We start from the raw sequence: 20,894 nt of genomic DNA, 5'->3' as shown, positions 1-20,894 counted from the left end.
ACGACGACTGGCGATGCCAATTCAGGCGACGATCGTGCTCAGCACTTGTCCTTGCCGCAGCGCGCGGTGTTGATCTTCTGGCGCAGCGTGTCGAGGCCGACCGCGCCGACCACCACCTGCTTGCCGATCACGTAGCTCGGCGTGCCGTTCATGCCCATCGACTCCGCGAGCTTGAAGCTCTCTTCGATGGTGGCGCGCACTTCCGGGCTGTTCATGTCCTTTTCGATCTTGGCGGGGTCGAGACCGGCGTCCTTCGCGGCCGCGAGCGCGCGCGCCTTGTCGGCCTGACCGCGGCCGCCGAGCAGCTTCTGGTGGAAGTCGAGATACTTCTTGCCGGTCGGGTCCTGCATCCGCACGGCGATCGCGACCTGAGCGGCTTCGACCGAGGGCGGGCCGAGCACGGGGAATTCCTTCAGAACGACCTTCAGGTTCGGATCGCCCTTAATCAGCTCCATCATGTCGGTCATCGCGCGTTTGCAGTAACCGCAATTGTAGTCGAAGAACTCGACCATGGTGACGTCGCCGTTCTTGTTGCCGACCGTCACGCCGCGCGAAGAATTGTAGATGATGTCGGCGTTGTCCTTGATCGCCTGCTGATGCTTTTCGGCCTGCGCCGCAGCCTGGCGCTTGCCGAGCTCTTCCGAGGCTTCTTCGAGCACCTCGGGATGCGACACCAGATATTCCTTGATGATGGATTCGATCTGGCTCCGCTGCTCGTCGGAGAATTTCTGCGCCGAGGCAACGGCCGGCGCGCCAACGATGGCGAGCGCGAGCAGGGCTGTGGCGAGCGGGCGGAACGACAGCATAGGCGGATCCCTTCGGCGGGTCAGGTCGTGGAAAAGACGCGTGGATTCGGACGTTTCATAGCGCTTTTCCCCGGCAAATACGCGGTTTTTGTGAACACGATCCGGTCAGGCAGGGCCTGAGGCCGGTGCGACGCAACGACGCCGGCGCCCGGGAGAACCGAACGCCGGCGTCGTCAGATCGCGTGCCGAGTTACTTGATGGTGGTCAGGCGCAGATAGGGGCGGGGTTCTTCCCAGCCCTGCGGGAACGCCTTGGTGGCGGCTTCGCCCTTGACCGACAGCGGGATGATGACCTTGTCGCCCGGGCGCCAGTCGGCCGGGGCCGCGACGGTGTGCTTATCGGCGAACTGCAGCGCGTCGATCACGCGCAGGATCTCGTCGAAGTTCCGCCCGACGTTCATCGGATAGGTCATGGTGAGGCGGATTTTCTTGTTCGGATCGATGATGAACACCGAACGCACCGCAGCGGTATCGCTCTGGTTCGGATGGATCATGTCGTAGAGCTTGGCGACCTTCAGGTCCGGATCGGCAATGATCGGGAATTGCAGGTCGGTCTGCTGGGTGTCGTTGACGTCCGCGATCCACTTCAGATGCTCGTCCACCGTGTCGGTCGACAGGCCGATCGGCTTGACGTTCCGCGACGCGAACGGCTGCGCCAGCTTGGCGGTCTTGCCCATCTCAGTGGTGCAGACCGGGGTGAAGTCGGCGGGGTGGCTGAAGAAGAAGACCCAGGAGCTGCCGATGAAGTCGTGGAACGAAATCTTGCCCTTGGTGGTGTCGGCGGTGAAGTCGGGGGCAATGTCGCCGATATGAAGGGACATCGGTACGGTCTCCTGTACGTTTGGTGAGTGCTGGATTACGCGCCGAACGAGGTCGTGCGCGTGGAAGGATGGAGACCTTCTAAATGGAGATTCCGCACCGCAGGATCAAGGAACTCGTCGCAAAAGCATCCGCAAAAAGCGTCGGGCGGTGCATGATGATCATGCACCGCCCGACCAATGTCTTATCTCGGTACGTCCTATCTCGGTACGGCTACGGGCAGGGCATCTCGCGGCCGCCCTTGGCGATGTAGGTGCCGGTCGCCGGATTGTACGATCGGAAGCGCCGTGCGCAGTAGTCCTGCTGCCGTGCCGCTTCGGCCTGGCTGGCAGCGATTGCGCCGCCAACGATCGCTGCGCCGATGCCGATGCCGACCGCGGCGCCCGGGCCACCCCAGCCGCGCCCACGGCCGCGACCCCATCCACGTCCACGCCCGCGGCCCCAGCCGCGCTGCGCATGCGCGGGCGTCGAGGCCAGCGTCATGGCCGCGCCGGTGGTGGCGATCATCCCCAAACCGTACATCGTCAGCAGCGCAACGCTCGCCAGCGCACGCGTGATGAACTTTCGGGGCTTGTTACCCGCGGGTCGTGTCGAGTTGGTCATGGATGTTTCTCCCGATGTTGGAGCAGCGATGCTGTTTGCTGGTGAGCGCCGAGCGCTCAACGCAACCGTCGCGAATCTTGGACGATCGCGAGACTCAAGCCGACAAGATCGCCGCGCCGGGAGTGTGACAGAGCCATGCACACGGGACAATGCGCCGCGGCGCGACAATGACGCGCGGAACGCTATTTCTGGCCCGGCATCTTCGCCGCGACGATGTCGTCGGCCTTGACCCAGCCCGGCGAGCCGACCGGGAAGCGGGTCTTGGCGCGGGCCGCAAGCTCGCGCGCGGTCTTGGCATCACCTCGCAAGTAAGCCGCCTGCGCCGAGGCAAGATCGGCCTCGGCGTAGTTGCCCTTCTGGCCGTAGGCCATGGCCAGATGGCTGTAGCCGAGCGGCACTTCGCCCTCGCGGCCGAGCGCGCCGCGCAGGATCTGGATGGCTTCGTCGGTGTAGGCCTTGTTGTTGCTGGCGACCAGCGCCTGGCCGAGCAGGATCTGGATCAGCGGCGCGCCATTGGTCATCGCCACCGCCTTGCGTAGCGGCGCGATCGCTTCAGCCGGCTTGCCGCCTTCGAGCAGCGCCTGACCGCGTAGCTCATAGAAATAGGGATTGTTGGGCTGAGCCTGGATCAAGCCGTCGATCTGTGCGAGCGCCGAGCGCGGATCGCCATGCAGATAGCTGGCGATCGCGCGTGCGTAGCGCGCCGGAAGGCTGGTGTTCGACGCCGGATAGCGCCGGTACACCGTATCGGCCCGTTCCATGAAGCCCGACACCTTGGCGCGCATCATGTCGTGGCGCATCTGCAGCGCCGGATCGTCCTTCTTGTCCCAATACGCGCTGGTCCGCGCCAGTTCGGCGAGCGCAGAGACGCGTTCGGCCGGCATCGGATGCGATTGCGCATAGGGATCGGCGCCGCGCGCCGCGAACAGGCTCTCGTTGGTGAAGCGCTGGAAGGTCTCGTACATGCCCTTCGCAGATTGCTGCGTGGCATTGAGAAACTTCACCGCGGCGCGGTCGGCATTCTCTTCCTGCTGGCGCTGATACGACAGCAGGTTGCGCCGGATCACTTCCTGCGGCGCGGTGATCGCCGCCGCGCCGATATTGGCGGCGCCGCTGTTCGGGCCGGCGCTGGCGCCTGCCACCATCGCGCCGACGCCGAGCAGCATCGCGACGATCATCTGCGTCTGCGCCTGCGCGAGCTGGGTGCGCAGCTTGGAGAGATGGCCGCCGGCAAGGTGGCCGGTTTCGTGCGCCAGCACGCCGATCAATTGATTCGGCGTTTCCGACTGCAGCAGCGCGCCGTAGTTGACGAAGATGCGGTGGCCGTCGGCGACGAAGGCGTTGAAGGTCGGATCGTTGATGATCGCGACCTGGATGTTCTGTTTCTCCAGTCCGGCGACGCGCAGGATCGGCCGGGTGTAGTCGCGCAGCAACTGCTCGGTCTCGGTGTCGCGCAGCAGCGGCGGTCCCTTCTGCGTGGGGGCCTGCGCCAGCGCGGGAACCAGCGTGATCGCCAGCGCGAGCGCGGTGAGCCCCGCGACCAGCCGCGACGCCTGCTTGCGTGCGGACGGGCATAGCCGTCCGGCGAAAACTGCAATGTCCTTCAGCATTGGCCGAGCATCGAATTCCGGGTATCTCCAAGTCGGCCCAGCAAGACGGCAGCGGCGCGGCGCGCAGCGGGTTCACCGAACAGACCGCGCGGGGATAGCAGAATTCGATGCTCGATGCGACCAAGACACAACGTGCGCGCGGATTGTTGACCGCGTCCGCCCGCAGCGACGTACCGCCGTTCATGGTGATGGACGTGATGGCGGCGGCCGACCGCATCGAAGCGGCCGGCGGTCACGTCATTCATATGGAAGTCGGACAGCCGTGGGCGCCGGCGCCGCGCGCCGCGCTCGCTGCCGCACATGCGGCGCTCGACAGCAGCCGGATCGACTACACCTCCGCGCTCGGGATTCCGTCGCTGCGCGCACGGATCGCGAAGCATTATCGCGAAACCTATCGCTGCGATGTCGATCCTGACCGCATCGTGGTCACCACCGGGTCGTCGGGCGCGTTCATCCTGTCGTTCCTGGCGCTGTTCGAACCGGGCGATCGCGTCGCGGTGACGGTGCCGGGCTATCCGCCGTATCGCCACATTCTGAACGCGCTCGGCTGCGTGCCGGTGCCGATCGAGACGCACAGCGAGACGCGTCATGCGCTGACCGGCGAAGCACTGCTCGCTGCGCACCGCAAGGCGCCGCTGAAGGGCGTGCTGGTCGGCAGCCCCGCCAATCCGACCGGCACGATGATGACACGCGAGGCGCTGACCGAACTGATCGCGGTCGCCGAAAGCGAAGGCATCCGCTTCATCTCCGATGAGATCTATCACGGTCTCGACTACGCGTTCCCGGCGGTGACCGCCGCGGAGCTGTCGCCGAACGCGGTGGTGATCAACTCGTTCTCGAAATACTTCTGCATGACCGGCTGGCGCGTCGGCTGGATGGTGCTGCCGGAGAACATGGTGCGGCCGGTTGAGCGCCTGCAGCAGAATTTGGCGATTTCGGTGCCGACGTTGTCGCAGATTGCCGCCGAGGCGGCGTTCGACGGGCGCGCCGAGATGGAAGCGGTCAAGCGCGGCTATGAAGAAAACCGCGCGATCCTGATCGAAGGGCTGCCGAAAGCCGGCTTGACCGAGTTCCTGCCGGCGGACGGCGCGTTCTATCTTTACGCCGACGTCTCCGCCTTCACCGCCGACAGCTACGACTTCACCAAGCGGATGCTGGAAGAGGCGAGGGTGGCGGCAACCCCAGGGATCGATTTCGATCCGGTGCGCGGCAAGAGCTTCGTGCGGTTTTCCTACGCCCGTTCGGCCGACGACATGCGCGAGGCGGTGCGACGAATCACGGCTTGGCTTGGACGATAATTTCGTCTGAATGACTGTATCGGCAATTTCGCTGCTTGATCTGAGCGGCAATTCGTCGCTATAGGCTCCCGCGACTATTTCCTCCCGGGAGAATTCCCTTGCCGCTCGGTTCGTCCGCGCCGCCCAGGATCGGCGGCCACACCGCGCTCGCAGCCGATGTATGGCCGCGGCGCTCGGACGGATTCTCCTCCTGGTTGCGGGCGGCTGTGTTGATCGCGTGCGGTTCGGGGCTGTTGGTGCTGTCCGCCAAGGTCAACCTGCCGCTGCCGTTGGTTCCGATGACACTGCAGACGCTGGTGGTGGTGCTGATCGGCGCCGCCTATGGCGCCCGGCTCGGCGCCGCGACCGTGCTCGCCTATGTCGCCGAAGGCGCCGCCGGCCTGCCGGTGTTCGCCGGGCCGGTGGGCGGGCTGGCGCCGCTGTTCGGCCCGACCGCCGGCTATCTGGCCGGCTTCGTGGTCGCCGCCGTCCTGGTCGGCTGGTGCGCCGAACGCGGCTTCGACCGCTCGGTGGCCAAGCTGTTCGCCGCAATGCTCGCCGGCCATCTCGCCATTCTGACGCTCGGCTTCGCCTGGCTCGCCTTCGGTCTCGATCTCGGCCTCACCAAGGCGTGGTGGGTCGGGGTGGTTCCGTTCCTCGCCGGCTCGCTGGTCAAGTCCGCGCTTGGCGCGGCCTTGCTGCCCGCGGTGCGCCGCATCGTCGACCGCCAACGCTGACGGTTCGTTCTTCAATCGACTAGGTCGACCGGACTGCCTGCGGTCGGCCAGCAACGTCTTTTCGTTCGACAGGCATCAAGCGAGTGGAGTGATCGCCATGTCGGCAACGACCCATATCGATGCACCAGCACTGCCGCAACGCGGCAAGTCGAAGCCGTTCTACAAGGTGCTTTACGTCCAGGTGCTGTTCGCGATCGTGGTCGGCGTGCTGGTCGGCTGGCTGTCGCCGCACCTCGCCACCAACGAATGGATCAAGGCGCTCGGCGACGGCTTCGTCAAACTGATCAAGATGGTGATCGCGCCGATCATCTTCTGCACCGTGGTGTCGGGCATCGCCCATATCCAGGACGCCCGCAAGGTCGGCCGCGTCGGCGTCAAGGCGCTGTTGTATTTCGAAGTGGTGTCGTCCTTCGCGCTGCTGCTCGGCCTGATCGTCGGCAACATCTTCCAGGTCGGGCACGGTCTCGCCGCCAAGCCGGACGCCGGTGCGGTGGCGAAATACGTCGATCAGGCCAGCCATCTGAAGGCGGTCGACTTCGTGCTGCATATCATCCCGGATAGCGTGGTCGGCGCCTTCGCGCAGGGCGACATCCTGCAGGTGCTGCTGTTTGCGGTGCTGTTCGGCTTCTCGCTGATGGCGCTGGGCGAGCGCGGCCATCGGCTGCGCGACGTGATCGACGATGCCGCGCACGCAGTGTTCGGCGTCATCGCCATCGTGATGAAGGCGGCGCCGATTGGTGCGTTCGGCGCGATGGCCTTCACCATCGGCAAATACGGCCCGGCCGCGCTCAGCAACCTGCTCGGGCTGGTGCTGCTGTTCTATGCCACTGCCGCGCTGTTCGTGGTGCTGGTGCTCGGGTTGATTGCGCGGTTCGTCGGCTTCAACATCTTCAAGTTCATCGCCTACATCAAGGACGAACTCTTGATCGTGCTCGGCACCTCGTCGTCGGAAAGCGCGCTGCCGCAGCTGATGGAAAAGCTGGAGCGGCTCGGCTGTTCGAAGTCGGTGGTGGGCCTCGTGGTTCCGACCGGCTATTCGTTCAACCTCGACGGCACCAATATCTACATGACGCTGGCGACGCTGTTCATCGCCCAGGCGCTCGGCATCGAACTGACCTTCAGCCACCAGGTCGCGATCCTGTTGGTGGCGATGCTGACCTCGAAGGGCGCCAGCGGCGTCACCGGCGCCGGCTTCGTGACGCTCGCGGGCACGCTCGCCGCGGTCAATCCGGCGCTGCTGCCGGGGATGGCGATCGTGTTCTCGATCGACAAGTTCATGAGCGAAGTCCGCGCGCTGACCAACATCACCGGCAACGGTGTTGCTGCGGTGTTCGTGTCGTGGTGGGAAGGCGAACTCGACCACGACCGCCTGCACGCCAATCTCAACCGCACCATCGATCCGTCCGACGTCGAGACGGCCGTCACCACCGGCTGACGCCGTCGCAGCAACATTCGCTCTGATCACGAGATGCCCGCGCTCGCCGCGGGCATCGGCGTTTTTGGGGCTCTGTTTCGCAGGTGTAAGCTGTCCGCAGAGTCCTACGAGACGACGGAAGCGCCATCGGACAGGAAGCGATAGCGCCGGGTCAAATAAGAGGCCCATGGATCGTCTGCTCCGGCTTCGCGGAGAGTCGGCAGAAACAGATCCTCGATAGTGCGATTGACGAAATCGTTCGGGCGCACAACGAGCGAGCGGAACACATCGAACGCATCGATGCCCAACGCGAGCTCACGCAGAGGGGGCGAGGTGACGCGGTGCAGGGCGCGATTGCCGGCCGGTGAAATGTGCAGAACCCGAACACGGCGCACGCCACCGTGCTGCGCCAGCTGCATGCGGTGCGCCAGCATCTGTTGACGGAGCAGTTGATAGAAGGGCTCGTAGAAGAAGTCCTTCAGATTGAGCATTGGATTCCGTTTCAACGGTCCGTTCGGATCGAATGCGATTGCGGTATAGCGACTGCATCGTTCGCAGTTGCCTTTCGCTGGGATCGGGGCTCCGTACTTTTCCGTGTATTTCCATTCGATCAGCAGAAACTCCGGGCCTTGATCCGTGCAGAATCTGACGACGGCATCGGCGCAGGTCGAGTTGGCACCGCGCTGCAGCGGCTTTCCGTTCTTGCTCTCGTTCAGATAGTTGTGCCCGCCACCGTTCCATTCGAAGCCGACGTACCATGGCCGTCCGTCAGGGCCATCTTCGACGGGCATCATATCGGGCGGGGCGATGTCGAGAGCGCGGCCGATCAATTGCGAGAGGCGGCGGGGCTGTTCAGCCAGCGGCATCAGAAAGTTGAGGCAGCATTGCTGCGACGACAGCGCGTGGTTGGCATGGCGGTGCCAGCTAATTTTGTACTTCGAGAAGTACCGCTCGGCAGTGCTCCTGATCATCGGCGCGAGGAGCTGCGCCTTCTCGCTCGGGTCCACCCGATAGGGTGAGTTCTGATAGCGAGTACGGGTCGGTAGCGTTTGGTCCAGAAAGGCGGTCTGGCGTAGCCGCTCGCCGACTTCGAATCTCGATGACGAGCGGCGACTGTTTGGGGTGCTCTCAGGCCGAGTATCCATGGGCAATATCCATGATTTGAAATGGGGCGATGGTCGCAAACCGACCGCTGGCGGCTGAAATGAAAATGCCCGCGGCGTGCGCGGGCATTTTGGAAGCTGTTGTCTTGATGGCGGCTTAATTGCCGCCGCCGAACCGGCGGGACCACCAGCCGACGCGGCGCGGGGCGGTGGAGGAGGGCTCCTGCGCGGGCTGCTCGGCTGCTTGCGTTGCTGCCTCGGCGGCCGGGGCTTCTGTCGCAGGCGCGGCCGCTGCGGGCTGCTCGGCCTCAGCGGTCGGCTCGGGCTGCACGTCGGCCGCGGCTTCCGCCGTCGTTTCGGAGGCGGCCTGCGCGCCGAAGCTCACCTTTTCGCGAACCGTGGAGCGGCGACGCGCAGCCTTCTTCGCGGCACTGTCGTCTTCGGCGGATGCGTCGCCGCTGTCGAGTGCGGCGGCTGCGGCTGCCGTGTGCTGCGGTTCGGACGGCGCAGCGTCCTGCGGCGCGGCGTGATGCGGCTGTTCGGTCTCGGCTGCCGGTTCGAAGCTCGGCTGCACCGACGGGCTGCCGCCGTCGAAGTCGGCGACCGCATCGGCGGATTCGGCTTCGTCGGTTGCGTTCAGTTCGTCGCTGATCGAGCCGACCACGCCGGCCTCGGTCTCAGTGCCATCCGCAGTGCCACGGCGGCGGCGGCCACCACGACGACCGCGGCGGCGCGGACGGCGTTCGCCGTTCTCGCCCTGGTCGGCGCGGACTTCGGTCTCGCCGTCGTCTTCGCCGGCCTCGTCGCCTTCGTCAGCTTCGCCGACCTGTTCGACACCTTCGGTCACGAACGGCTGCTCGCCGTCTTCGCTCACTGCACCGGCCTCGGCGGCGTCACGCGGCTCGCCCGACCGCCGACGACGGCGGCGCCGACGGCGCTTGCGGCCTTCGCCCTCACTCTCGCCGGCTTCGCTGCCCTGATCCTCGGCGAGGCCGACGGTCTCGTCGGTCTCGATCTCGGCTTCGAAATCGTAGCCGTCGTCATCCTCAGGCTCGTCGAGCGGCGCCGGGGAGGCGGCAATCTGCGCCGCGAGCAGCGCCTTGGCGGTCTCCAGCGTGTGGACCTGTTCGCCGCGGTCGATCACGAACGACTGCTGGCCGCTGACGGTCGGATCCGCCAGCACCGACAGCGACACCCGGAAGCCGGTCTCGAGGTCGCGCAGATGGCCGCGCTTGTGGTTGAGCACGTACAGCGCCACGTCGGTGCGGGTGCGCACGATCAGATTGTGCGTCGCGCCCTTCATCAGCACCTCTTCGAGGCCGCGCAGCAGCTGCAGCGCCACCGAGGACACCGAGCGGACGTGGCCCGAGCCGCCGCAATGCGGGCAGGGCTCGGTCGAGCTTTCCAGCACGCTGGCGCGGATGCGCTGGCGCGACATTTCGAGCAGGCCGAAATGCGAGATACGGCCGACTTGGATGCGGGCGCGATCCTGCCGCAGGCAGTCGCTGAGCTTGCGCTCGACTGCGCGGTTGTTGCGCTTCTCGTCCATGTCGATGAAGTCGATGACGATCAGGCCGGCGAGGTCGCGCAGCCGAAGCTGCCGGGCGACTTCTTCGGCGGCCTCCATGTTGGTCTTGAGCGCGGTGTCCTCGATGTGGTGCTCGCGGGTCGAGCGACCCGAGTTGACGTCGATCGAGACCAGCGCTTCGGTCTGGTTGATGACGATGTAGCCGCCGGAGCGAAGCTGCACGGTCGGCGAGAACATCGCGTCGAGCTGGCTCTCGACGCCCATCCGCGAGAACAGCGGCTGGCCGTCGCGATAAAGCTTCACTGCGCGGACCTGCGACGGCATCAGCATGTGCATGAAGTCGCGGGCTTCGCGATATCCGGCTTCGCCGGCCACCAGCACCTCGTCGATCTCCTTGTTGTAGAGATCGCGCAGCGAGCGCTTGATCAGCGAGCCTTCTTCATAGACCAGCTTCGGCGCCTGCGAGTTCAGCGTGACGTCGCGCACCGTCTCCCACATCCGGATCAGGTATTCGAAGTCGCGCTTGATCTCGGGCTTGGTCCGTGAGGCGCCGGCGGTGCGCAGGATCACGCCCATGCCTTCCGGCACGTCGAGGTCCTGCACCACTTCCTTCAGCCGCGAACGATCCTGGGCCGAGGTGATCTTGCGGCTGATGCCGCCGCCGCGGGCGGTGTTCGGCATCAAAACAGCGTAGCGGCCGGCGAGCGACAGGTAGGTGGTGAGCGCCGCACCCTTGTTGCCACGCTCTTCCTTGACGACCTGCACCAGCATCACCTGGCGGCGCTTGATGACTTCCTGGATCTTGTATTGCCGGCGCGGACGGAAGGCGCGTTCCGGCACTTCCTCGAGCACGTCGTCACCGCCGACGGACTCGACGACGTCCTCTTCGGCTTCCTCTTCGTCGTCCTCTTCCTCGTCATCCTCGGCTTCCGCCTCGGAGTCGGTTTCGACCTCGTGCTCGGCTTCAGCGTGATCGTCGTGCGCCCCGTGGACGTCGTCCGCCTCGTGGTGATCGTCGATCGGGAACGGCGCGTCCTCGGCGTAGCCGGCGCCTTCCTCGGCGTGGTCGTCGTCGTGCGCGTCGGTGTCGTCGTGCGACGCCGCGGCCTGCGGGGCTTCGACCGGCGCGGGAGCTTCGGCAACCGCCGGCTGCTCGTTCGCGACGGGCGCGGCCGCGGCGCTCACCTCAGGCTCGGACGGAGCGGGAGCTTCGGACGGCGCGGCTTCGACGTGGCGGTGCTCGTGATCGGCGGAGGCGTGCGCGGCGTCGTGCTGCTCGGCGGTCTCACCCTCCGGCAGCTCGTGCATCAGGCGCTCGCCCTCGACGTGTGCCTCGACCTCATGCGCCTCGTGATGGTCGGCAGCCTCGTGCGGCTGCTCGGCCGCAACGTCGGCAACGGCTTCGACGATCTCGCTCTGCACCCGCTCGCCGTTGTTGCGGCGGCGATGGCTGCGATGCCGCGACCGGCGGCGGCTGGAGCGCTGCTCGCTTTCTTCTTCGGCTTCGCGGTGGGCGCGTTCGTCGGCTTCGATCAGGGCCTGCCGGTCGGCGACCGGGATTTGATAATAGTCGGGATGAATTTCGCTGAAGGCGAGGAAGCCGTGGCGATTGCCGCCATATTCGATGAAGGCGGCTTGCAGCGAGGGTTCGACCCGGGTGACTTTTGCGAGATAGATGTTGCCGCGGAGTTGTTTGCGCTGGGCGGTTTCGAAATCAAACTCTTCGACGCGGTTGCCACGGACCACGACCACCCGGGTCTCTTCCGGGTGGGTGGCGTCGATCAGCATCTTGTTGGCCATTTTTCAACTCATGTCGGCGAAGCGCGCGCGAAACGGCTCGCGCAAGCAGCGCGGCCGGCAGACGCGACGGTCCACCTGATTCGGGGGTGAGGGGAAGGCCGAAACGCATCGCGGTGTGCCGTGCCGGTCGGAGACCCGAGGCGACGCGCAAAGCGAAGCGAGAGCTTCGCGGCGGCGCGGCCTTTGCGTGGGTCGGTTTCGGCATCGCAGTCTGGCGCATTAAGCGTCGGCCCGTCTGAACAGGTGGCGGCTCGATCGGCCGCCGTGTCGTTTCGCTGATGGGCCGGCTCCGCGCCGAGGCGCTAAGCCGGAGTAGGGCATCCGGCAGGTGTGCCGAATGTGGCCGGTCATGAAGTGTTGAACCGTCCCTGGTACAAGAGAAGGCCCGGGGACGGACGCCGCTCGGGCTGGGCCGGCACTCCTTGACCTGCCGCGCGCTGCGCTGGCTCGGAGGGGCCGGCAAAACGCAAAATCCGCCGGGTTTGGGATCGGGGACTTAGCGCTGCACCGAGTGGCTGAACGCGACACAACCGGTAGTATAGACCGTCAGCAGTAAATACATACGTGGATTGGGTGGCGGTTGCAAGGTGAGCGTCACGGCCCGGCAACACTCCGCAGGTTTCATCCCGAGCCACTTAAGGTCCGATTAACCGTGCAGTTCTATTGCGGTAGAACGACTTCCGGGAGGGTTGGGATTCGTTTGGCACGCCGCGCAAATCATTTTGTTTTGTACTGTGCAATCGGTGCGTGCGCTGCAGCATTGTCGTGGCTGACGCCCTATATGCTGACGGCCGCTTCCGCCGAGACCGCTGCGCCTGCCGCCGCTCCCATTCCGACTTCTTTTCCGATCGCATCTGACGCCCGCATTGCCGGTGACGATCACCAGACCCGCCTGATCGTCGACCTGGACGGGAAGGTGCCGCTTCGCGCATTCGCGCTGGCCGATCCGTATCGCGTCGTCATCGACCTGCCGCAGGTCAATTTCCGGCTGCCGAAGGGCACCGGCGAGAGCGGGCGCGGTCTGATCAAGGCGTTTCGCTACGGCCTCGTCATGCCGGGCGGCTCGCGAATCGTGCTCGATCTCACCGGGCCGGCCAAGATCGCCAAGGCCGAGATCCTCGATCCCGCCAACGGTCAGCCCGGCCGGATGGTGATCGATTTGGAGTCGATCGACCGTGCCGCCTTCATGCAGGCGCTGCAGACGGCCGAGAATGTCGCCGAATTGCGCCCGACGGTGGCCGGTACCGAGACCACCGCGACGGTGTCGCGGAGCGTGCCGCTGCCGAAGGTCGAGACCGACGATCCGCGCCCGGTGGTGGTGATCGATCCCGGCCACGGCGGTATCGACAATGGCACCCAATCTGCCGATGGCGTCGCCGAGAAGACCATCGTGCTCGATTTCGCCGTGGCGCTGCGCGACCGGCTGGCGCAGCAGGGCAAATTCCGCGTGGTGCTGACCCGCGCCGACGACACCTTCATCCCGCTCGGCGACCGGGTGAAGATCGCCCGCGAGCAGTCCGCTGCGCTGTTCGTCTCGATCCACGCCGACGCGCTGCCGCGTAAGGAGGGCGACGCCCAGGGCGCCACCATTTACACGCTGTCCGATAAGGCGTCCGACGCCGAAGCGCAGCGGCTGGCCGACGCTGAAAACAAGGCGGACGCGATCGGCGGCGTCAATCTCACCGAAGAGCCGACCGAGGTCGCCGATATCCTGATCGACCTGGCTCAGCGCGAGACCAAGGCGTTTTCCAACCGATTCGCCCAGCAGCTGATGAAGGACATGAAGGCGACCACGCGGATGCATAAGCGGCCGATGAAGTCGGCCGGCTTCCGGGTGCTGAAAGCCCCCGATGTACCTTCGGTGCTGATCGAACTCGGCTACGTCTCCAACAAGGCCGATCTGCAGTACCTGCTCTCCGAACAGTGGCGCAGCAAGACCGTTGGCGCGGTCGCCCAGGCGATCGATTCGTTCCTGAGCAAGCGTCTGGTGACCGCCGGCCCGCCGGGCTGAGGCCGCCTCAAGCGGTGCGGGGACAGGGCAGGCCGGGCCCTAGTTTGGCCACAGCGTAAGCTCTATAAGAAGTTCGATAAGACAGGCTGCCCGGTTCGCGAGGCGATTGCAGTTCGGGCCTCGCCCGGTGGCGCAAACCGCCCGGGTTGCGAACGGTGGCATTCTCGGTCAAGGGACATCCGCCGCGAGGCGCGGCCCTGGATGGAAACGGAACTTTTTGATGCGCTTTCTGCTGCGTTTCTTCGGCTTCCTGTTCGCGGCCGGAACGATCGTGTTCCTGGTGGGCGTCGCAGCCGTCGCCGGGCTGATCTGGCACTTCTCCAAGGACCTGCCGGACTACTCGCAGCTGCAGGACTACGAACCGCCGGTGATGACGCGAATCCACGCGTCCGACGGATCGCTGCTCGCCGAATACGCCAAGGAGCGCCGGCTGTACCTGCCGATCCAGGCGGTGCCGAAGCTGGTCATCAACGCGTTCCTCGCCGCCGAAGACAAGAATTTCTACGAGCACGGCGGCATCGACTATCAGGGCATGGCGCGCGCCGCGCTGCTCTACGCGCAGAACATCGGCACCAACCGCCGGCCGCAGGGCGCCTCCACCATCACCCAGCAGGTCGCCAAGAACTTCCTTCTGACCAACGAGGTGTCGTTCACCCGTAAGATCAAGGAAGCCTTGCTGGCGATGCGGATCGAGCGCGCCTATTCCAAGGACAAGATCCTCGAGCTGTATCTCAACGAAATCTATCTGGGCCTCGGCGCCTACGGCATCGCCGCGGCGTCGCTCGTTTACTTCGACAAATCGGTCAACGAGCTGACGGTCGCGGAAGCGTCGTATCTGGCGGCGCTGCCGAAGGCGCCGGCCGCGCTGCATCCGATCCGCAACCACGACCGCGCCGTCGAGCGCCGCAATTACGTGATCGACCGCCTGGTCGAGAACGGCTGGATCAGCCAGGCCGATGCCGACAAGGCGCGGAAGTCGCCGCTCACCGTCACCAACCGTGGCAACGCTGCGCACACCTTCGCGGGCGAATACTTCGCCGAAGAAGTCCGCCGCGACATCTTCGAGCGCTACGGCGAGAAGAAGCTGTACGAGGGCGGCCTGTCGGTGCGCACCACGCTCGATCCGAAGCTGCAGATCGAAGCGCGCAAGACCATGGTCGCGGGCCTCGTCCGGTTCGATGAAGCGCGCGGTTGGCGCGGGCCGGTCACCAAGCTCGAGACCGCCGGCGACTGGGGCGTCAAGCTTGCCGACGTGAAAGCGCTGGCCGACATCACGCCGTGGCGGATGGCGGTGGTGCTGGAGACCTCGGACCAGTCGGCGCGGATCGGCTTCCAGCCCGGCCGCGAACTCGGCGGCGCGATCTCCAAGCAGCGCGAAACCGGTCTCGTCACCCTCGAAGGCGTCAAGTGGGCCAAGCCGGCCGCCGGCCCGTCGCGCGGCAAGACCCCGCGCACAGTGTCGGAAGTGCTGTCGCCGGGCGAAGTGATTTATGTCGACCCGCTGCTCGACAAGGACGGCAAAGCGATCGAGGGCCAGTACCGGCTGCGTCAGCTGCCGGAAGTCTCCGGCGCGATGGTGGCGATGGACCCGTCCACTGGCCGCGTGCTGGCGATGGTCGGTGGCTTCTCGTTCGACCAGAGCCAATTCAACCGTGCTACTCAGGCGTATCGGCAGCCGGGTTCGTCGTTCAAGCCGCTGGTGTACTCGGCCGCGATGGACAATGGCTACACGCCGTCGACGGTGGTGATCGACGCTCCGATCGAAATCGACCAGGGGCAGGGCGTTGGCGTGTGGCGTCCTGAAAACTACTCGACCGGCAAGTATTACGGCCCGACCACGCTGCGCAACGCGCTGCAGCGCTCGCTGAACACCGTGACGGTGCGGCTGGCGCAGGACATCGGCATGCCGCTGATCGGCGAATACGCCAAGCGGTTCGGCGTCTATGACGACCTGCCGAACTATCTGTCGTATGCGCTCGGCGCCGGTGAAACCACGGTGATGCGGATGGTCACCGCCTATTCGATGTTCGCTAATGGCGGACGGCGGGTGAAGGCGACGCTGATCGACCGTATCCAGGACCGCTACGGCCACACCATCTTCAAGCACGATCAGCGCGAATGCCGCGGCTGCGAAGCGCCCAACGGCTGGAAGAACCAGCCGGAGCCGCAGCTCGTCGACCGCCGCGAGCAGGTGCTCGATCCGATGACCGCCTATCAGATCACCTCGATGATGGAAGGCGTGGTTCAAGCCGGTACCGCGACCGTGCTGCGCGAAGTCGGCAAGCCGATCGCCGGCAAGACCGGCACCACCAACGACGAGAAGGACGCCTGGTTCATCGGCTTCTCGCCGGACCTCGTCTGCGGCGTCTATATCGGCTACGACAAGCCGCGCAATCTCGGCCGCGGCGCGACCGGCGGGCATCTCGCGGCGCCGATCGCCAAGGACTTCTTCAAGCTCGCGCTCGCCGAGAAGCCGGCGGTGCCGTTCCGCGTGCCGGCCGGCATCAAGCTGGTCCGCGTCGATGCCAAGAGCGGCATGCGTGCCGGCCCGGGCGATGGCCGCACCATCCTCGAGGCGTTCAAGCCGGGCACTGCGCCGCCGGACAATTACGCCGTGATCGGCGTCGCCGACGCCGACGCGCACCAGCAGCAGCAACAGCAGATGGCGCCGCCGGACGATCGCGGCTTCATGCGGCCGGGCACCGGCGGGCTGTACTAGCCCCACGGCCAATCGCCGCGCGGTTGATCGCGGCGATTGCGCTTTGCCGCCGCGACCGCTAAATCGCCTTCATCATCGATGCGGCCACGAGGGCCGCATCTCCGCCATCAGAGTTTCCATGCGCGCAGAAATCGAACGCCTCGTCGAAGAGATCAAGCAGTCAGTCGGGCTGCTGAGGAGGCATCTTTGACGTCGATCAGTCGACCGTCCGCCTCGCGGAGCTGAACAAGCTCGCCGAGGATCCCGACCTCTGGAACGATCCGCAGAAGGCCCAGAAGCTGATGCAGGAGCGCACCTCGCTGGAGGATTCGCTCACCGGCATCGGCAAGGTCGAGCGTGAGCTGACCGACAATATCGAGATGATCGAACTCGGCGAGGCCGAGGGCGACGAAGGTATCGTCAAGGAAGCCGAGGACGCGCTCAAGGCGCTGAAGAAGGAAGTGGCGCGCCGCGAGCTGGAAGCGCTGCTGTCCGGCGAAGCCGACCGCTTCGACACCTATCTCGAAGTCCACGCCGGCGCCGGCGGCACCGAAAGCCAGGACTGGGCCTCGATGCTGCTGCGGATGTACGTCCGCTGGGCCGAGAAGCACGGCTTCAAGATCGAGTATCTCGAAGAGTCCGAGGGCGAAGAGGCGGGGATCAAGTCGGCGACGATTCAGATCTCCGGCCACAACGCCTATGGTTGGCTGAAGACCGAGGCCGGCGTGCATCGCCTGGTGCGGATCTCGCCGTTCGATTCCAACGCCCGCCGGCACACTTCGTTTTCGAGCGTGCAGATTTTCCCGGTGATCGACAATTCGATCAAGATCGACATCGCCGAGTCCGACGTTCGTGTCGACACCATGCGGTCGGGCGGCGCCGGCGGTCAGCACGTCAACAAGACCGAATCCGCGGTGCGCCTGACGCACATTCCGACCGGCGTCGCGGTGGTCTGTCAGGCCGGCCGCTCGCAACATAAGAACCGCGCCCAGGCGTGGGACATGCTGCGCGCGCGGCTGTACGAGATCGAGCTGAAGAAGCGCGAAGAGCAGGCCGCCGCCGATCAGGCCGCCAAGACCGATATCGGCTGGGGGCACCAGATCCGCTCTTACGTGCTGCAGCCGTATCAGATGGTCAAAGACCTACGCACCGGCGTGCAGACGTCCGACACCGCTGGCGTGCTCGACGGCGACCTCGACGAGTTCATGGCCGCGACCCTGGCCCAGCGCGCCTTCGGCGGCGGACCGGGCGCGATCGAGGACGTCGACTAAGCGTGGGCGAGGGCGCCCGCGCGAGGGTTGGCTTCATCGGCCTCGGCAAGATGGGCCACGGCATGGCCGGCCGGCTGCTCGACGCCGGCTTCGATGTCGCTGTGTGGAATCGCAGCAAGTCCAAGGCGGACGACCTGGTCCGCCGCGGCGCGCGATGGGCCGATAGCCCCGCCGAAGCGGCGCGCGAGGCGCGCGCCATCCTGACAATGGTCGCCGACGATGCCGCCTCGCAGACGGTGTGGCTCGGCCTTGAGGGCGCGGCAACGACCGCCCCGGCCGGTGCGCTGGCGATCGAATGTTCGACGGTCTCGCACCAGCACGCCCTCGACATGGCCGCTGCGCTCCGCGCGCGAGGGCTGGTCTATATCGATTGTCCGGTGACCGGGCTTCCCGATGCCGCTGCGCGCGGCGAGCTGACATTGCTAGTCGGTGCTGAGTCGGCCGACCTCGATCAAGCCCGGCCGTATCTCGCGCCGCTGAGCCGGACGATCCGGCATTTCGGCGCGGTCGGCGCCGGCACGGTCTACAAGCTGATCAACAATCTGATGGGCGCGATCCAGATCGCCGGGATCGCCGAGGGCATCGCCATCGCCGAACAGGCCGGCCTTGACATGGCGCTGGTACGCGAAGCGCTCCTCGGCAGCGTGGTGGCAAGTCCGCAGGTGCTGCGTCACGCGCCCCGCATGATCGCCCGCGACTTCAGCAATCCGACCTTCACGGCCGCGCTGCGGCACAAGGATGCGGTGTATGCGGTGCAGCTCGCCGAGGCGCTGCAACTGGAGCTGCCGCTGTCGCGTGCCGCAGTGGCAAGTTACGCGCGTGCGACCGATGCGGTGCCGGACGACGATGAGGGCAAAATCGTCGAAGTGATTTCGAAACCGCATCCGCGCGACTAACCGGCAGCGCCCCGCTTTCATCGGTCGCCGCACGCATTCGGAATTCGGGTGGCGGCGCGCCATGCGCTGACTGTTGACTGACGTCGCGAGGTGCGACCATGGCGTCAGGCAATCATCCTCTTCATCCGCGGGATTGGGCTCTGCTGATCGCGTTGTCGATGCTGTGGGGCGGATCGTTCTTCTGCGTCGGCATCGCGCTGCAAGAGCTGCCGCCTTTCACCATCGTATTCTACCGGGCCGCGATCGCCGCAGCAGTGCTGCTGCTGGTTGTTTGGTGGGGCGAAATCCCGATGCCGCGCGGCATCGTCGGATGGTGGCCGTTCGCCGCAATGGCCTGTCTCAACTTCGTCGTGCCGTTCTCCTGCCTCGTCGTCAGCCAGACGTACATTTCGACCGGCCTCGCGTCGGTGCTCAACGCGACGACTCCGTTGTTCACCGTCATGGTCATGGCGGCGTCCGGGAAGGAGCGGCTGACGGCGCAGCGGACTATCGGCGTCGCGGTCGGCATCCTGGGAGTTGCGATCCTGCGCGGCGTGGATCTGCGCGAAGCCCAGACCGGAATCGGCGTCGGGCTGTGCCTGCTCGCAGCGCTGTCGTACGGGGTGTCGGCGCTACTTGCACGCCGGCACCTGGTGGGTTTTGCGCCGCTCACCACTGCGACCTCGCAGATGGTGGCAGCCACGATCATCACCGGCGTGGTCGCGGCGGGCGTCGATCAGCCGTGGCGGATACTGGTTCCGAGCTGGCCGGTGATCCTTGCCGTGGTGGCACTCGGCACGCTGTCGACTGCGCTGGGCTATGTGCTGTTCTTCCGCATCGTCGCCCGATCCGGATCGACCAACGTCATGCTGGTGACACTGCTGATCCCGGTCACGGCGATCTTGCTCGGCACGCTCGTGCTGCGCGAAGCGATCGGGGCTCGTGAACTGATCGGCGCAGGCGTGATAGCGAGCGCGCTGCTGATCATCGATGGCCGCGCTATGGCGTGGCTGCAGCCGCGGCGGAGCGAGCGAACCTAACCCGCGCCCGCCAGCCGCACGCCGGCGCGCAGGAATTTCTGCGGGTCGACGGCTTCGCCATCGATGCGGGTTTCGTAGTGCAGATGCGGGCCGGTGGAGCGGCCGGTCGAGCCGACTTCGCCGATCACCTGGCCGATCTGCACGCTCTGGCCCACCTTGGCGATGATCTTCGACAGATGGCCGTAGCGGGTCGACAGGCCGTTGCCGTGGTCGATCTCGACCATCTGGCCGTAGCCGCCCTGCCAGCCCGCATTCACCACCTTTCCGACCGCGGTGGCGCGGACCGGATCGCCGCTGGAGGCGCGGAAGTCGAGCCCGGTGTGCATCGCCGGACGGCCGAGGAACGGATCGGAGCGGACGCCGAATCCCGAGGAGAATTCGACTTCGCCGAGCACCGGCTTGCGATACGGCACCAGCGCGAGAGCGCGGTTGAGGCGTTCGAACTGCGAGCGGCTGATGTAGATCCGATACAGCTGCCGGTCGAACGCGCTGGCGTTGGCGCCCGGCTGCTTCACCGGCACGAACGGACCGCCGACGGCAGCGCGCGGCGCGGAAGCTTCGATGCCGCGGGCGTCGAGGCCGAGATCGGTCAGCACGCCGCGCATCCGGCGCGCCCGCGACTCGAAGCTCTCTTCGACCGCGCCGAGCGAGGCGACCTGGCGGCGCTCGACCTGATCGAGCGAGGTCTGCAGCCGCATCAAAACGCTCTCGACGCCCTGGCTCTTGGCATACTGCGTCGGCGCTTGCTCAAGCGCGGACGGCGAGGTGCGCGACTCCAGACGCGCCTCGCGGTCGGGCGGCGCGACGAAGATCACCGTGTCGTTGATTGGTGACGGCTTCGGCCGGCTGTTCGTCTCGGCTTCGAACGACGGCGTGCGGGTCGGCTTGATGCTGCCGGTGACGCCGACGTCGGGCAGGGCGCTGAGCGCGCCGGCGCGCGATTCCAGCAGCGACTGCCGCCGCATGATCTGTTCGAGCTTCTGATCGAACTGCTCCTGGTCGAGCAGCTGCCGGCTGGTGGTGCGATCGACCTTGGCGCGCAGCTCGGCGATCCGATCCTCATAGGCGTATTGCATCTCGGCCTGGCGGGCGATCAGCCGCGTCAGCACGTCGTCGCGGAATGTGAAGTACGTGGCGGTCGCCGCGCTCCAGCAGCCAAGCAGCACGACGCTGCCGACAGCGATCCAGAACAACACCGGCCCGATCCGCACCTGACGGCCGGCATGCGCAATCGTGTAGCTGTTACCAGCCGGCGCCGGCCGCTGAGGCGGCCGCGCCTGGCGCGGTGCCGCCGGGCGAGGGG

At 66.1% G+C, this 20,894-nt stretch carries 15 protein-coding genes; 8 read left to right on the top strand and 7 right to left on the bottom strand.

Annotated elements, in window-relative coordinates; all coding sequences use genetic code 11:
* Positions 1-38: 38 nt before the first annotated feature.
* The 4 genes from DY467_RS23025 to DY467_RS23010 all read right to left on the bottom strand — a co-directional run bounded on the left by DY467_RS23025 (position 39) and on the right by DY467_RS23010 (position 3,837).
* Positions 39-806, bottom strand: a complete 768-nt coding sequence (locus DY467_RS23025; RefSeq protein ID WP_164639231.1) for a DsbA family protein — start codon at positions 804-806, stop codon at positions 39-41.
* Between the two features lie 190 nt (positions 807-996).
* A complete protein-coding gene (locus DY467_RS23020; RefSeq protein WP_164639229.1) occupies positions 997-1,626 on the bottom strand; it encodes a peroxiredoxin in 630 nt (209 codons plus the stop codon).
* A 211-nt stretch (positions 1,627-1,837) separates the two neighbouring features.
* Positions 1,838-2,227 (bottom strand): BA14K family protein, encoded by a 390-nt coding sequence (locus tag DY467_RS23015; RefSeq protein WP_107355554.1) that lies wholly within the window; start codon positions 2,225-2,227, stop codon positions 1,838-1,840.
* Between the two features lie 182 nt (positions 2,228-2,409).
* Entirely contained in the window at positions 2,410-3,837 is a 1,428-nt protein-coding gene (locus DY467_RS23010) for a M48 family metalloprotease (protein WP_164639227.1), read from the bottom strand.
* A 107-nt stretch (positions 3,838-3,944) separates the two neighbouring features.
* Between DY467_RS23010 and DY467_RS23005 the strand changes: the two genes are divergently transcribed.
* From DY467_RS23005 to DY467_RS22995, 3 genes are all read left to right on the top strand, one after another.
* Positions 3,945-5,135 (top strand): pyridoxal phosphate-dependent aminotransferase, encoded by a 1,191-nt coding sequence (locus tag DY467_RS23005; protein ID WP_164639225.1) that lies wholly within the window; start codon positions 3,945-3,947, stop codon positions 5,133-5,135.
* Between the two features lie 98 nt (positions 5,136-5,233).
* Positions 5,234-5,851 (top strand): biotin transporter BioY, encoded by a 618-nt coding sequence (locus DY467_RS23000; protein WP_205502699.1) that lies wholly within the window; start codon positions 5,234-5,236, stop codon positions 5,849-5,851.
* Positions 5,852-5,948: 97 nt separating this feature from the next.
* Complete coding sequence (locus DY467_RS22995; RefSeq protein WP_107346578.1) at positions 5,949-7,286, top strand: dicarboxylate/amino acid:cation symporter; 1,338 nt, start codon at positions 5,949-5,951, stop codon at positions 7,284-7,286.
* A gap of 104 nt (positions 7,287-7,390) precedes the next feature.
* Here DY467_RS22995 and DY467_RS22990 read toward each other — a convergent pair whose 3' ends face one another.
* Both DY467_RS22990 and DY467_RS22985 read right to left on the bottom strand, forming a co-directional pair.
* On the bottom strand, positions 7,391-8,410 hold the full coding sequence (locus DY467_RS22990; protein WP_164639223.1) for a PGN_0703 family putative restriction endonuclease: 1,020 nt from the start codon (positions 8,408-8,410) through the stop codon (positions 7,391-7,393).
* Positions 8,411-8,525: 115 nt separating this feature from the next.
* A complete protein-coding gene (locus DY467_RS22985; RefSeq protein ID WP_164639221.1) occupies positions 8,526-11,696 on the bottom strand; it encodes a ribonuclease E/G in 3,171 nt (1,056 codons plus the stop codon).
* A 700-nt stretch (positions 11,697-12,396) separates the two neighbouring features.
* Here DY467_RS22985 and DY467_RS22980 point away from each other — a divergent pair.
* From DY467_RS22980 to DY467_RS22960, 5 genes are all read left to right on the top strand, one after another.
* Positions 12,397-13,707 carry an N-acetylmuramoyl-L-alanine amidase gene (locus tag DY467_RS22980; RefSeq protein WP_164639219.1) on the top strand — a complete coding sequence of 437 codons (1,311 nt, stop codon included), beginning with the start codon at positions 12,397-12,399 and terminating at the stop codon, positions 13,705-13,707.
* A gap of 220 nt (positions 13,708-13,927) precedes the next feature.
* Positions 13,928-16,426: a penicillin-binding protein 1A gene (locus tag DY467_RS22975; protein ID WP_164639217.1), complete on the top strand. Its 2,499-nt coding sequence runs from the start codon at positions 13,928-13,930 to the stop codon at positions 16,424-16,426.
* 118 nt (positions 16,427-16,544) lie between these two features.
* Positions 16,545-17,676 (top strand): peptide chain release factor 2 gene (prfB, locus tag DY467_RS22970; RefSeq protein ID WP_164602533.1). Its coding sequence is split into 2 segments (ribosomal slippage): positions 16,545-16,613 and positions 16,615-17,676, totalling 1,131 coding nucleotides; the frame shifts between segments, so codons are not numbered across the junction.
* 2 nt (positions 17,677-17,678) lie between these two features.
* A complete protein-coding gene (locus DY467_RS22965) occupies positions 17,679-18,572 on the top strand; it encodes an NAD(P)-dependent oxidoreductase (RefSeq protein ID WP_349627679.1) in 894 nt (297 codons plus the stop codon).
* Positions 18,573-18,670: 98 nt separating this feature from the next.
* Positions 18,671-19,591 carry a DMT family transporter gene (locus DY467_RS22960; protein WP_164639215.1) on the top strand — a complete coding sequence of 307 codons (921 nt, stop codon included), beginning with the start codon at positions 18,671-18,673 and terminating at the stop codon, positions 19,589-19,591.
* Here DY467_RS22960 and DY467_RS22955 read toward each other — a convergent pair.
* A partial coding sequence (locus DY467_RS22955) for a M23 family metallopeptidase (protein ID WP_205502697.1) occupies positions 19,588-20,894 on the bottom strand: 1,307 nt, incomplete at its 5' end. The two genes, DY467_RS22960 and DY467_RS22955, sit on opposite strands and share 4 nt — an antisense overlap.

It is taken from the genome of Rhodopseudomonas sp. BR0G17 (genome assembly GCF_010907025.1).
GTDB lineage: Bacteria > Pseudomonadota > Alphaproteobacteria > Rhizobiales > Xanthobacteraceae > Rhodopseudomonas > Rhodopseudomonas palustris_H.
This window is presented reverse-complemented; position numbering and strand designations above follow the sequence as displayed.

Bases quoted from the DNA above. Each gene is read 5' to 3' on its own strand.
- DY467_RS23005 (WP_164639225.1), top strand. From the start codon at position 3,945: ATGCTCGATGCGACCAAGACACAACGTGCGCGCGGATTGTTGACCGCG.
- DY467_RS22975 (WP_164639217.1), top strand. From the start codon at position 13,928: ATGCGCTTTCTGCTGCGTTTCTTCGGCTTCCTGTTCGCGGCCGGAACG.
- DY467_RS22995 (WP_107346578.1), top strand. From the start codon at position 5,949: ATGTCGGCAACGACCCATATCGATGCACCAGCACTGCCGCAACGCGGC.
- DY467_RS22990 (WP_164639223.1), bottom strand. From the start codon at position 8,410: ATGGATACTCGGCCTGAGAGCACCCCAAACAGTCGCCGCTCGTCATCG.
- DY467_RS22960 (WP_164639215.1), top strand. From the start codon at position 18,671: ATGGCGTCAGGCAATCATCCTCTTCATCCGCGGGATTGGGCTCTGCTG.
- DY467_RS23025 (WP_164639231.1), bottom strand. From the start codon at position 806: ATGCTGTCGTTCCGCCCGCTCGCCACAGCCCTGCTCGCGCTCGCCATC.
- DY467_RS23020 (WP_164639229.1), bottom strand. From the start codon at position 1,626: ATGTCCCTTCATATCGGCGACATTGCCCCCGACTTCACCGCCGACACC.
- DY467_RS23015 (WP_107355554.1), bottom strand. From the start codon at position 2,227: ATGACCAACTCGACACGACCCGCGGGTAACAAGCCCCGAAAGTTCATC.
- DY467_RS23010 (WP_164639227.1), bottom strand. From the start codon at position 3,837: ATGCTGAAGGACATTGCAGTTTTCGCCGGACGGCTATGCCCGTCCGCA.
- DY467_RS22985 (WP_164639221.1), bottom strand. From the start codon at position 11,696: ATGGCCAACAAGATGCTGATCGACGCCACCCACCCGGAAGAGACCCGG.